Here is a 12,403-nt window from a genome sequence, read left to right on the forward strand (position 1 = left end):
CGGGCTTCATTGCAAATATCATCAATACTGTATCTACATACAGTTAATCACAACGCCTTGCCGATGCCTCCAGCCACTCATCCAATTTGCATCCTGCGCACGCGGTCCTACAGTTTCGAGCTGTGACAACTCCATCGAGGCTCCCGATGCACAGTGCCGAAAAGTCCGAACAAGGCAGCACCGCCAAGGCCCTGCCGAAGATCCCTCGTAGCGTCTGGGCGCTGGGTTTCGTGTCGATGTTCATGGACATCTCCTCGGAAATGATCCACGCCCTGCTGCCGCTGTACATGGTCACCGTGCTCGGTACGTCAGTGGTCGCCGTTGGCTTCATCGAGGGTATCGCCGAGGCCACCGCGTCGATCACCAAGGTGTTCTCAGGCGCACTCAGCGACCGCCTCGGCAAGCGCAAGCTGCTGACGGTGCTGGGCTATGGCCTGGGCGCGTTGACCAAGCCAGTGTTCCCGCTGGCCTCCGGCCTGGAGTGGCTGACTGCGGCGCGCTTCGTCGACCGCATCGGCAAGGGTATCCGCGGCGCCCCGCGCGATGCGCTGGTCGCCGATGTGACGCCGGCCGAACTGCGTGGCGCGGCATTCGGCCTGCGCCAGGCGCTGGACACCGTGGGGGCTTTCCTCGGCCCGTTGCTGGCGATCGGGCTGATGTGGCTGACGGCGAGCCATTTCCAGACGGTGTTCTGGGTGGCGGTGATCCCGGCGTTCGTCGCCGTGTACATTCTCGTTGCCTTCGTCCGTGAGCCCGAGACAGCACCCAGCGCGCGGCCGGTGCGCTCGCCGCTGGCATGGCATGAACTGGCGCGCCTGGGCCCGGCCTACTGGCGCCTGAGCGGCCTGGCCATGCTGTTCACACTGGCCCGGTTCAGCGAGGCTTTCCTGCTGCTGCGCGCCCAGGATATGGGCCTGGCGCCTTTGTGGGCGCCCGCGGTGCTGGTGCTCATGGCCCTGGCCTATTCGCTGTCGGCCTACCCGGCCGGCGCGCTGTCAGACCGCGTCGGCCGCCGTGGCGTGCTGATGACAGGACTGGGCCTGCTGATCGCCGCTGACCTGTTGCTGGCCCTGTTGCCAGGCTGGGCCGGGCTGGCGCTCGGGGTTGCCGCCTGGGGCCTGCACCTGGGGTTCACCCAGGGCATCTTCGCCGCGCTGATTGCCGACCGTGCACCGGCCAGCCTGCGTGGCACCGCGTTCGGCCTGTTCAACTTGCTGACTGGGGTGGCACTGCTGGGCGCCAGTGTGGTGGCCGGGCTGCTGTGGGATGGCGCCGGGTTCCAGGCGACCTTCCTGGTCGGGGCGGGTTTTGCCGGCGCCACCCTCGTCGGAGTGATGCTGCTGCGCTAAGCCGGGTCATGGCTGCGCAAACTGAACGTCCCCACGCCCCAGATCATGAAGTCGTCACCCTCCATGAGGTAGCGTGGCGCATAGCGCGGGTTTCCGAGCGCAGCAGCACTTGCCCGGCGACGTACTGCAGCCGCTTGCACGGCGGCTCGCCGTTGACTGCGGCAATCACGATATGGCCATGGCGCGCCTCTATCGAACGGTCGACGAGCACCAGGTCGCAATCAAATATGCCGGCACCTTGCAGGCTGTCGCCGTCTATCCTGACCAGATAAATGTGCGGTGCCCGCAGGTTGGGCAGCTCGTCCAGCGAGATGGGCTGCTCCATGTGGTCGGCGGCAGGTGACGCAAAGCCCGCCGGAACACGGAACAGATAGCGCGGCACGGCACACTGGCCCCCGTGATGGGAGCCAGGAAGAAAGTCATGCGACGGCCTTGATGTTTAGCTGTATGCATATACAGTAAACGCCGTAGCAGGTATCCGGTCAATTTCGCCGCAGGATATTTCGACAAGTGGGGGTAGATGCCATGTGTGGACGCTTCGCCCAGTACCAGGGCCTGGCCGACTACCTGCGTGAACTGGACGCCGAACAGGACGTGATCAGCGGGTCCGACAACGTGCCGATCGGCCGCTACAACGTCGCCCCCGGCAGCCGCGTGCTGATCCTGCATCAGGCCACCGAGGGCCTGCGCATCGCCCCCTGCCATTGGGGTTGGGCGCCGTTCTGGGCCACGGGCAAGCGGCCGGCACCGATCAACGCGCGGGTCGAGACGGTGACCTCCGGCAAGTTGTTCAAGGCCCTTTGGCCGCAAGGGCGGGCTTTGGTAATGGCTGACGGCTGGTACGAGTGGGTGGCTGACCCGCATGACCCCGAGCGTAAACAACCCTATTTCATTCGCCTGAAAAACCAGGCCCCGATGTTCATGGCGGCACTGGCCGAGGTGCGTGCCGGGCAGGAGCCTAACGAAGGGGATGGCTTCGTGATCATCACCGCCGCCAGCGATGCGGGGATGGTCGATATCCACGACCGCCGGCCCCTGGTGCTGAGCCCGGAGCATGCGCGAGCCTGGATTGACCCCGAGGTACCTGCCGAGGAGGCCGAGCGCCTGGCGCGGGAGCAGTGCTTGCCGGTGGCGGCGTTCGAGTGGTTTGCGGTGGGCAAGGAGGTGGGGAATGTGCGCAATGAAGGGGCTGAGCTGATCGTCATGCTGGATGCCGAGCATCAGCCTTGAAGTTTTTGATGCCTGTGATGGCCTCTTCGCGGGCGCGTCCGCTCCCACAGATACAGCGCAGAACTCCAGATCTGTGCACCACCTGCGGGAGCGGGCATGCCCGCGAAGAGGCCAGCACTGGCTAAACCAGAACCTCCTGCTGGCGCAGCGACCAGCCGCCTTGCCCATCCACTTCCAGCCGGTGGGTATGGAAGTCGGCCAAGGTGCTGCGATGCCCCACGCTCACCAGCAAGGTCTCGGGCATCTCCTTACGCAACAGCGCATACATCGCATGCTCCAGCCCTTCGTCCATCGCCGAGGTGGATTCGTCGAGGAACACCACCTGCGGCCGGTTGAACAGTACCCGGGCAAACGCCAGGCGTTGCTGTTCACCGACCGAGAGAATGTTCGACCAGTCGCAACTCACCGCCAGCCGCTCGGCCAGGTGCGCCAGGTTGACCTCGCGCAGGGCCTGCTGCATGCGCGCTTCATCCTCCGGCTGGCTGTCGGCCGGGTAGGCAATGGCGGTACGCAAGTCGCCCAGCGGCAGGTAAGGCCGCTGCGACAGGAACAACGCCTGGGTCCCCAACGGCCGCCGGACTTCGCCCTCGGCATACGGCCACAGGCCTGCCAAGGCGCGCAGCAAGGTGGTCTTGCCGCTGCCCGACGGCCCTTTGATCAGCAGCGCCTGGCCGCCCTGCAGGCGCAGGTCGAGGTCGGCAATCAGCGCATGCCCGTCCGGGCGCAGCACCTGCAGGCCAATGATATCCAGGGCGCGTGGCTGGTCTTCGGTCAGCACCCGTGGCAGCGCACTGGCCTGGTCGTTGGCATTGAGGAAGCCGGTCAAACGGTCGAGGGTGGCGCGGTACTGGGCAAAGGTGTCGTAGGACTCACGGAAGAATGACAGCGAATCCTGCACCTGGCCGAACGCCTGGGAGGTCTGCATCACGTCACCGAGCTTGATCGCCCCGCTGAAAAAGCGTGGCGCCTGCAGGATGAACGGGAACACCACCGCCACCTGGCTGACGCCGAGGTTGAAACCGCTGAACTTCAGGTTTCGGAACACCAGCGCCCAGACGTTGCCGATCAGTGCGCCGAAGCGCCCGAGCAAGGTTGCCCGTTCGACCGCAGCGCCCTGGTAGAAGGCAATGTTCTCGGCGTTCTCGCGCAGGCGCATCAGCGCATAACGGAAGTTCGCCGTGAGTTTTTCATTGAGGAAATTCAGGCGGATCAACGGCCGGCCGAGGCGGAAGGCAATCCAGGTGGCGATCAGCACATAGATATACACCGCAAACACCATCGCCCGGGGTATCTCGTACCCCGCCACCGTCAGCGGCGCCGACAGGCCCCAGAGGATGCCGGTAAAGGCCACCAGCGAAACCAGCGCGCTGACCGCGCCCAGGGCCAGCGAAACAGAATGGGTGACGAACGCGCTGACGTCCAGTTCGATACGCTGGTCAGGGTTGTCCACCGGCTCGGCGAGGAAACGGCCGCGGTAATAGGCATCGCCTTTCATCCAGTCGCCGGTCAGGCGCTCGGTCAGCCACACCCGCCATTGAATGCTGAACGCCTGGGTCACGTAGAAGGTGAACAGCGAACGCAGCACATGGATGGTGGCCAGCACCGCGAACACCCCCAGCAGGTACCAGAAGGCCGTCTGGTCGAGAGCCTGCAGGGCGCTGTAGAAGCCGTTGTACCAGAACGAGAACAGCACGTTCAGGCGCACCGAGAACAGCGTCAGCACCAGCAGCAGGCCGAACACCAGCAGCGGGCGCCAGCTGCGGCGGAAGGTGAAGTAAGGCCCCGCCAGCTGCCAGAACTGGCTGCCCCAGCGCGTGTAGCGCACGGCCAGGAAAGCAGCAGCGGTGAAGCCGATGAGGGTGATGAACGAGGCGATTGCAAGCCAGCTCAGGCTCTCTTGCAGGGCCTGGTGCCAGTTCATGTCCATAGAAGATATCCGTGACGAGGGTTTCCGCGAGCGTAGCATTGCGGCGGGATTCGTCTTGCATAAATGACGGACATTTCATTTTGCCTGTGCCGGCCTCTTCGCGGGCTTGCCCGCTCCCACAGGGATATCACCGGCCTTGAAGTCGGTGCTACACCTGTGGGGACGGGCGAGCCCGCGAAGAGGCCGGAACAGACAGGCGCTAGGCCAGGGCCTCTACCACCTTGGCATCCAGCCCTTCCTGGCCATGCTCGGCAATCCACTCCCCCAACTGCCGGCGCATCGCCGGCGTCCAGAAGCTTTGCAGATGCTGCCTCACGCCCTGCACCGCCTGCGCCCGGTTTGGCTCGCTGTCGAAGTAGTGGGCAATCTGGTTGGCCATCTTGACCAGGTTGTCACTGCTCATCGGCGCACCTCGGCTTGTTCCTGTGTGCGGCGCTCCTTGAGCAGACGCCGCTGTTGGTCACTGAAGTCCTGATAGCGCTTCTGCCATTCCGATGGGTGGAACACCTTCACCACTTCCACCGCCGTGACCTTGTATTCCGGGCAGTTGGTGGCCCAGTCGGAGTTGTCGGTGGTGATTACGTTGGCACCGGACTCGGGGAAATGGAAGGTGGTGTACACCACCCCCGGGGCCACCCGCGTGCTGACCTTGGCACGCAGCACAGTCTGCCCTGCACGGCTGCCGATGCCGACCCAATCGCCGTCATGGATGCCGCGGCTTTCAGCGTCGTCGGGGTGGATCTCCAGCCGGTCGGCATCGTGCCACGCGGTGTTGCTGGTGCGCCGGGTCTGGGCGCCGACGTTGTACTGGCTGAGGATGCGTCCGGTGGTCAGCAGCAACGGGTAACGGCTGTTGACCCTCTCGTCGGTGGGCACATAACCGGTAAGCATGAAACGCCCCTTGCCGCGCACGAACTGCTCGATGTGCATGGTCGGGGTGCCGTCCGGGGCGGCGTCGTTGCACGGCCATTGCAGGCTGCCGTGGCGGTCGATCTCGGCATAACTGACGCGGTGGAAGCTCGGGGTCAGGCGGGCGATCTCGTCCATGATCTCGGACGGATGGCGGTAGTCCATCGGATAGCCCAGGGCATTGGCCAAGGCCACGGTAGCCTCCCAGTCGGCCTTGCCGGCGAGCGGTTCCATGACCTTGCGCACCCGCGAGATGCGCCGCTCGGCGTTGGTGAAGGTGCCGTCCTTCTCGAGGAACGAGCTGCCCGGCAGGAACACATGGGCAAACTTGGCCGTCTCGTTGAGGAAGATGTCCTGCACCACCACACATTCCATGGCGCGCAGGGCAGCGGTGACATGCTGGGTGTTGGGGTCGCTCTGGGCGATGTCCTCGCCCTGGCAGTACAGCGCCTTGAAACTGCCATCGAGCGCCGCTTCGAACATGTTGGGAATACGCAGGCCCGGATCGGGCTGCAAGGTCACGCCCCACGCCTGCTCGAACTCGGCCCGCACCCCCTCGTTGGAGATATGCCGGTAGCCCGGCAGCTCGTGGGGGAACGACCCCATGTCGCACGAGCCCTGCACGTTGTTCTGCCCACGCAGCGGGTTCACCCCTACCCCTTCGCGGCCGATGTTGCCGGTGGCCATGGCCAGGTTGGCGATGCCCATGACTGCGGTGCTGCCCTGGCTGTGTTCGGTCACCCCCAGGCCGTAGTAGATCGCCGCGTTGCCACCGGTGGCGTACAACCGGGCGGCACGGCGGATCTGCTCGGCGGGCACACCGCATACGGGCCCCAGGGCTTCCGGGGCGTTTTCCGGCAGGCTGACGAAGTCACGCCAGCGGGCAAAGTCCTCGGTTTCGCAGCGGGCGTCGATGAACGTCTGGGCCAGCAGCCCCTCGCTGACGATCACATGGGCCAGGGCATTGAGCATGGCCACGTTGGTACCGGGGCGCAGCTGCAGGTGCAGTTCGGCGCGGGCGTGGGGCGAGTCGACCAGGTCGATGCGCCTTGGGTCGATGACGATCAGCCGTGCGCCTTGGCGCAGGCGGCGCTTGAGCTGCGAGCCAAATACCGGGTGGGCGTCGGTTGGGTTGGCGCCGATCACCAGGATCACATCGGCCTGCATCACCGAATCGAAGCTCTGGGTGCCAGCCGACTCACCCAGGGTCTGCTTCAGGCCATAGCCGGTCGGCGAATGGCAAACCCGGGCGCAGGTGTCGACGTTGTTGTTGCCGAACGCCGTGCGCACCAGCTTTTGCACCAGGTAGGCTTCTTCGTTGGTGCAGCGGCTGGAGGTGATGCCGCCGATGGAATCCCGCCCGTACTTGAGCTGGATGCGGCGGAACTCGCTGGCGGCGTAGGTGACCGCCTCATCCCAGCTGACTTCCTGCCATGGGTCTTCCAGGCGCTTGCGGATCATCGGCCTGGTGATGCGATCGGGGTGGGTGGCATAGCCCCAGGCGAAGCGGCCCTTGACGCAGGCGTGGCCGTGGTTGGCGCCGCCATTCTTGTCCGGGACCATACGCACCAGCTGGTCGCCCTTCATCTCGGCGCGGAACGAGCAGCCAACACCGCAATAGGCGCAGGTGGTGATCACCGCACGCTCGGGCTGGCCAAGCTGGACCAGGCTCTTCTCAGTGAGGGTCGCCGTCGGGCAGGCCTGCACGCAGGCGCCACACGACACGCATTCGGAGGCCAGGAAGTTGTCGCCACCGGCTGCCGCTACCCGCGACTCGAAACCGCGCCCGGTGATGGTCAGGGCGAAGGTGCCCTGGATGTCTTCGCAGGCACGCACGCAGCGGCTGCAGACGATGCACTTGCTGGGTTCGTAGTCGAAATACGGGTTGGAGGTGTCCTTCTTCTCCGCCAGGTGGTTGGCGCCGTCATAGCCGTAGCGCACCTCGCGCAGACCGACCTGGCCGGCAACGGTCTGCAGTTCGCAGTTGCCGTTGGCCGAGCAGGTCAGGCAATCCAGCGGGTGGTCGGAGATGTACAGCTCCATCACATTGCGGCGCAGGTCGGCCAGGCGCGGGGTTTGCGTGCGCACGACCATGCCCTCGCTGACCGGCGTGGTGCACGAGGCCGGGTAGCCACGCATGCCGTCGATTTCCACCATGCACATGCGGCACGAGCCGAAGGCTTCGAGGCTGTCGGTGGCGCACAGCTTGGGGATGCTGGTGCCAAGCATGGCGGCGGCGCGCATCACCGAGGTGCCGGCCGGCACGCTGATGCTGCGGCCATCGATGTTCAGGCTGACCTGCACGTCGCTGTCACGCGCTGGCGTGCCCAGGTCGGTCTCTGGATCGAAATAGTTGATCACTGTGCGGCCTCCGTGGTGGTCAGCCCGAAATCGGCGGGGAAGTACTTGAGGGCGCTGGCCACCGGGTAGGCGGTCATGCCGCCCATGGCGCACAGCGAGCCGTACTGCATGGTGTCGCAGAGGTCGCGCAGCAGCAGCGCCTGGTCATGGCGCTCGGTGAAGTCGCTGCTCGCAATCAGCCGGTCGACCACCTCCATGCCACGGGTCGAGCCGATCCGGCACGGGGTGCATTTGCCGCAGGATTCCTCGGCGCAGAACTGCAGGGCAAAGCGCGCCATGCTGGCCATGTTCAGTGTATCGTCGGCCACCACCACGCCACCATGGCCGAGCATCGCGCCCATGGCGGCGAAGGCCTCGTAGTCCAGCGGCGTATCGAAGTGGCTGGGCGGCACCCAGGCGCCGAGCGGGCCGCCGACCTGGGCGGCCTTGAGCGGCCGGCCGCTGGCGGTGCCGCCGCCGTAGCCTTCCACCAGTTCGCGCAGGGTCAGGCCGAAAGCGCGCTCCACCAGGCCACCGTTGCGGATGTTGCCGGCCAGCTGGAACGGCATGGTGCCCAGCGAGCGGCCCATGCCGAAATCACGGTAGAACGCCGCGCCCTCGGCCAGGATGGTCGGCACCGAGGCCAGGGTAAGCACGTTGTGCACCAGCGTCGGCAGGCCGAACAGGCCTTCGAGCGCGGGCAACGGCGGCTTGGCGCGGACGATGCCGCGTTTGCCTTCGATGGATTCGAGCAGCGCGGTTTCCTCGCCGCAGATATAGGCACCGGCACCCACCCGTACTTCCAGGTCGAAAGCCTGGCCGCTGCCGGCCACGTCGCTGCCCAGATAACCGGCGTCGCGGGCGATGGCAAAGGCCTGGTTGAGCACGCGGATGGCGTCGGGATACTCCGAGCGCACATAGATGTAGCCTTTGTCGGCCCCGACGGCAAGGCCGGCGATGATCATGCCTTCGATCAGCAGGAAGGGGTCGCCCTCCATCAGCATGCGGTCAGCGAAGGTGCCAGAATCGCCTTCATCGGCGTTACACACCACGTACTTTTGCGCTGCACTGGCCTCGCGCACGGTGCGCCACTTGATGCCGGCCGGGAACGCCGCGCCGCCACGGCCGCGCAGGCCGGAGTCGAGCACGGTGGCGACCACGGCGGCGCCGTCCATCGCCACCGCCGTTTCCAGGCCCTTGAAACCGCCGTGGGCACGGTAGTCGTCCAGCGACAACGGGCGGGTGATGCCCGCGCGGGCGAACAGCAGGCGCTGCTGGGTTTTCAGGTAAGGGATTGCTTCGACCGGGCCCAGCGCCAGCGAATGGCCGCCGGGTTCACCCGCCAGGGCGTCAAGCAGCGACGGCACGTCTGCCGGGCTGACCGGGCCGAAGCCCTGGCGCCCTTCGCTGCTTTCGTACTCCAGCAGCGGCTCCAGCCAATACAGGCCACGCGAACTGGTGCGTTGAATATCGACGGGCAACTGGCGGCGCGCGGCCTCGGCCTGGATTGCATCGGCGACCTCATCGGCACCGACTGCGCGGGCGACCGAGTCACAGGGAATGCACAACTTCAGCATGTTTCACCCTCCAGGCAACCGTTCACCAACGCCCGCAGGCGCTCAGGGGTAAGCCTTGCATGCACCTGGCCATCCAGCTCCAGCGCCGGCGAGCAGGCGCAAGCGCCCAGGCAGTACACCGGGCGCAGGCTGATGGCACCGTCGGCGCTGGTGCCATGGTCATCCAGCGCCAGCTGTTCGCGCAGCTGCGCAGCCAGGGCTTCGCTGCCACGGCTCTGGCACGATTCGGCGCGACACAGGCGCAGGGTGTGACGGGCAGGCGGTGAGGTGCGGAAGTCGTGATAGAAGCTGATCACCCCGCGCACCTCGGCGAGGCTGAGGTTAAGGGCATGGGCGATTTCAGGAACAGCAGCTTCGGGGACGAAACCGACAGCGTCCTGGATGGCGTGAAGGATCGGCAACAGCGCGCCGGGAGCGTCCTTCTCGCGGGTCAGGATGTTCTGGATTACCGGCAGGTGAAGCAGTTCATCAGGCATACAGCGGACCTCGGCATCACGGACCCTGCCTGAATTATTGTGAAGGGCAGGTATCCGGCGTGTTCTGCTGCGGCACACCGGCCACGTCACGGTGGCGTGGGCGCGGTGGCCTCCTTGCCGATGGCCGTGCGTCTGCGCGCACTGGGCTCATGGGCATCCCACAAGCATGGCAGTTGTGACGCCGTTAGGTTGCGTGCGAGCGACCAGGCGCATCCTGAAACCGACCTCAGGATTCTTGCAGGTGTTTGCTGGCCTCTCAGCCAATCACCACATGAGGCAGGAACCGTGAACTGTCCTTGGTTATCAACGAATCATCCTCGCGGATGCCGATCCCCGAAGCCCTGCCCCCAACCACCCAGGACCCGATCAGGGTATAGCTGTCGCCAAACTTCGGCAGCGGAGCAGAACCCTGCAGGATGTAAGGCGCATCATCGTATGGGCCGTCCTCGAAAACCCGCTCCCCCTCGGCAGTGCGGATATCCACGTTGGCCCCTTCCCGCGAGAAATACGGTTTGCGTACCCAGCCCTTGGGCACCGGCAGGTGCGGGCTGTGGTCGACAAACGCCGGGAGCAGGTTCGGGTGGCCTTCATGCCATTGCCAAAGCAACGGCAGAATGCCTTTGTTGGAAATCAACGCCTTCCAGGGCGGCTCGACGAACTGCGTGTCGCACCCGCCAATCGCCTGGCCGAAGTCCTCGTGGAACATGTGCTCCCAGGCATGCAGCTTGAACAGCCGTGCAATCGCCCGCCCCTGCAGGTCGACGAAGCGGCCATCGCCGTCCAGGCCGATGTCTTCCAGGTCGATATGCCGGGTACGGATGCCGGCATGCTCGGCCATCTTGCGCAGGAAGTCGGTGGTACCACGGTCCTCCAGCGAACCGGAGATGGTCGAAAAATAGAAATCTGCATGCCCAGGCATCGCTGCAAATGCCTGGACCAGGTCTTCGGCCAGGGTATTGAACTGGCTCGCCTCGGCGGGCAGAACGCCGCGCTGAAGCTGCTCCTCCAGCCAGATCAACTGAAATGCTGCGGCTTCGTACAGTGAGGTGGGCGTGTCGTAATTGGCCTCGATCAACTTCGCCGGGCCTTTGCCGTCGTAGCTGAAGTCGAAGCGCCCGTAGAGGTGCGCCTGCCCCTCCAGCCATGAGCGGCGTACCAGGTCGAAGAAGGCTGGCGGGATTGCCAGGCGCGCCATCAGCGCTTCGCTTTCGACGATGCGCCCTACCGCGTCCAGACACATCGCGTGCAGCTCTGCGGTCGGGGCGTGCAGGTCATGCATCACCTGGGCCTCGCTGAATTGATAGTACCCACGCTCGTCCCAGTAACGCTCACCGTCGATCGTGTGAAAGGCAAAGCCCTCGCGCAGGGCTGTCGTGCGCCAGTCGGGACGCTCCGCCAGTTCGACCTTGCGCATGCCTAGCCCCCGAAGAAACTGCCGGATCTGCCGCCCCAGCCACTGCGCGCAGTGGCCTGGCTGCCAAAGCCACCACGCGTGACCGAGGCTGAAGTCGCCGAACGCGACTCGTTGCGGCTTGAGCCGCCGTAGCCGCCACCACCCCCTCCGCCACTCGATGAGCTGTTGCTCTCTTCGTCCTGCTTCACCCGCTGAATACCGCCACCCGTGGCACCGTAACGCTGGCCAAGCAAGCCGTGCCGCTGGCCTGTACCGTCGCGGTAGGCATACAACGGTTGCGCGTTGTAGTGACGGCTGGCGCTGTTGCCCATCTGCGCAAGCAGCATGCCAGCCACTGCGGCGGTGGCCACATGGCCATAGCCACCGCCCTGAGCATAGCCCGCGTCGAGCTGAGACTGCGTCACCTCAGCGCTGGTCTGCAGCTCGAAGCCACTCATGCGCGGCATGTAGCGCCCACCAACGGTGATCTGGCAACCGTCCGGGGTGAACTGCGCCTCGCACTCCGCCTGGGTGAAAAATGTCGGTGCATTGCGCTTGTAATCCGCCAGCGCCCGCTTGAAGGCATCGTTGCAGGCGGGTTCCGGCACCTGGTCGGCGACGCAGGCGGCAACGCTGTCGTAATTGCTTTGCTGGGTGACCGTGTACAGCTCTTCCTGCGGGCCGCAAGCGGTCAGCGCCAGTGGCAGCGAACCGGCCAGCACCAGCTTGACGGAGCTGCGTCGAACAGGGGGCTTCATGGGGGCTCCTTGCATGTCAGGCCGCCGGCGTCATGCAGGCCGAGTTGAGGAAGCCCACGCTGATTGCCACGCTGGCCGCGTATATGGCCGCAGCCAGTTCACCCTTGGCGATGCGCCTGGACAGGTCGCGCAGCACCAGGCTGGTGAGGCCGAAGGCGAGCAACTGCACCACGGCTGCGATCACCACCCAGGCGACGAAGTCAAGGATGCTCACGCTGTAGGCGATGATGTTGCTGGCTGGCAGCGAGAAACCGATCAGCGAGCCCCCGAGGGCGATGGCCGCCGCCGGATTGTTTTCGCGGATCAGCGAAAACTCGCGGTGGGGCGTAATGCGCGTGTAGATGAACTGGAACAGCCAGAACAGCAGCAGCGCCACACTGATATAGAGAATGAAACCGGTCACCGCCGAAGCATTGAGTGACAGGCGAAGCGCGTCGAGCATGG

General features: G+C 65.3%; 10 protein-coding genes and 1 pseudogene. 2 read left to right on the forward strand and 9 right to left on the reverse strand.

Going from position 1 to position 12,403, the window contains the following annotated elements:
* The first annotated feature begins 146 nt into the window (after window positions 1-146).
* Window positions 147-1,349, forward strand: a complete 1,203-nt coding sequence (locus tag ACTORR_RS05280) for an MFS transporter (RefSeq protein ID WP_313364969.1) — start codon at window positions 147-149, stop codon at window positions 1,347-1,349.
* On the opposite strand, the pseudogene ACTORR_RS05285 reads toward ACTORR_RS05280, so the two are convergent.
* Window positions 1,346-1,674, reverse strand: a pseudogene (locus ACTORR_RS05285) (LexA family protein). The gene ACTORR_RS05280 and the pseudogene ACTORR_RS05285 overlap by 4 nt on opposite strands.
* 200 nt (window positions 1,675-1,874) lie before the next feature.
* Between ACTORR_RS05285 and ACTORR_RS05290 the strand changes: the two are divergent.
* Entirely contained in the window at window positions 1,875-2,579 is a 705-nt protein-coding gene (locus ACTORR_RS05290) for an SOS response-associated peptidase family protein (RefSeq protein ID WP_441343572.1), read from the forward strand.
* A 121-nt stretch (window positions 2,580-2,700) separates the two neighbouring features.
* Here the strand turns inward: ACTORR_RS05290 and ACTORR_RS05295 are convergent, their stop codons facing one another.
* The 8 genes from ACTORR_RS05295 to ACTORR_RS05330 form a co-directional block, all read right to left on the reverse strand.
* Complete coding sequence (locus ACTORR_RS05295; protein ID WP_313365178.1) at window positions 2,701-4,506, reverse strand: ABC transporter ATP-binding protein/permease; 1,806 nt, start codon at window positions 4,504-4,506, stop codon at window positions 2,701-2,703.
* A 199-nt stretch (window positions 4,507-4,705) separates the two neighbouring features.
* Entirely contained in the window at window positions 4,706-4,909 is a 204-nt protein-coding gene (locus ACTORR_RS05300) for a formate dehydrogenase subunit delta (RefSeq protein WP_313365177.1), read from the reverse strand.
* Window positions 4,906-7,776 (reverse strand): formate dehydrogenase subunit alpha, encoded by a 2,871-nt coding sequence (gene fdhF, locus ACTORR_RS05305; RefSeq protein ID WP_212632627.1) that lies wholly within the window; start codon window positions 7,774-7,776, stop codon window positions 4,906-4,908. The genes ACTORR_RS05300 and fdhF overlap by 4 nt, the downstream gene beginning before the upstream one ends.
* Window positions 7,773-9,332 (reverse strand): formate dehydrogenase beta subunit, encoded by a 1,560-nt coding sequence (locus tag ACTORR_RS05310; protein WP_313365176.1) that lies wholly within the window; start codon window positions 9,330-9,332, stop codon window positions 7,773-7,775. The genes fdhF and ACTORR_RS05310 overlap by 4 nt, the downstream gene beginning before the upstream one ends.
* Entirely contained in the window at window positions 9,326-9,808 is a 483-nt protein-coding gene (locus ACTORR_RS05315; RefSeq protein ID WP_313365175.1) for a formate dehydrogenase subunit gamma, read from the reverse strand. Before ACTORR_RS05315 ends, ACTORR_RS05310 begins: the two co-directional genes overlap by 7 nt.
* A gap of 256 nt (window positions 9,809-10,064) precedes the next feature.
* Window positions 10,065-11,222: a glutathionylspermidine synthase family protein gene (locus ACTORR_RS05320; protein WP_441343573.1), complete on the reverse strand. Its 1,158-nt coding sequence runs from the start codon at window positions 11,220-11,222 to the stop codon at window positions 10,065-10,067.
* 2 nt (window positions 11,223-11,224) lie between these two features.
* Window positions 11,225-11,959 (reverse strand): DUF1190 domain-containing protein, encoded by a 735-nt coding sequence (locus ACTORR_RS05325; RefSeq protein WP_313365174.1) that lies wholly within the window; start codon window positions 11,957-11,959, stop codon window positions 11,225-11,227.
* 16 nt (window positions 11,960-11,975) lie between these two features.
* Window positions 11,976-12,401, reverse strand: coding sequence for a DUF350 domain-containing protein (locus ACTORR_RS05330; protein ID WP_054883523.1), 426 nt, complete (start codon window positions 12,399-12,401; stop codon window positions 11,976-11,978).
* Window positions 12,402-12,403 lie beyond the last annotated feature (2 nt).

This window comes from Pseudomonas sp. SAR267, assembly GCF_052077595.1.
In the GTDB taxonomy this organism is placed as follows: Bacteria; Pseudomonadota; Gammaproteobacteria; order Pseudomonadales; family Pseudomonadaceae; genus Aquipseudomonas; species Aquipseudomonas vlassakiae.

Excerpts from the sequence above, each read along its gene's own strand:
- ACTORR_RS05280 (WP_313364969.1), top strand. The coding sequence starts at position 147 with ATGCACAGTGCCGAAAAGTCCGAACAAGGCAGCACCGCCAAGGCCCTG.
- ACTORR_RS05290 (WP_441343572.1), top strand. The coding sequence starts at position 1,875 with ATGTGTGGACGCTTCGCCCAGTACCAGGGCCTGGCCGACTACCTGCGT.
- ACTORR_RS05295 (WP_313365178.1), bottom strand. The coding sequence starts at position 4,506 with ATGGACATGAACTGGCACCAGGCCCTGCAAGAGAGCCTGAGCTGGCTT.
- ACTORR_RS05300 (WP_313365177.1), bottom strand. The coding sequence starts at position 4,909 with ATGAGCAGTGACAACCTGGTCAAGATGGCCAACCAGATTGCCCACTAC.
- ACTORR_RS05310 (WP_313365176.1), bottom strand. The coding sequence starts at position 9,332 with ATGCTGAAGTTGTGCATTCCCTGTGACTCGGTCGCCCGCGCAGTCGGT.
- ACTORR_RS05315 (WP_313365175.1), bottom strand. The coding sequence starts at position 9,808 with ATGCCTGATGAACTGCTTCACCTGCCGGTAATCCAGAACATCCTGACC.
- ACTORR_RS05320 (WP_441343573.1), bottom strand. The coding sequence starts at position 11,222 with ATGCGCAAGGTCGAACTGGCGGAGCGTCCCGACTGGCGCACGACAGCC.
- ACTORR_RS05325 (WP_313365174.1), bottom strand. The coding sequence starts at position 11,959 with ATGAAGCCCCCTGTTCGACGCAGCTCCGTCAAGCTGGTGCTGGCCGGT.
- ACTORR_RS05330 (WP_054883523.1), bottom strand. The coding sequence starts at position 12,401 with ATGCTCGACGCGCTTCGCCTGTCACTCAATGCTTCGGCGGTGACCGGT.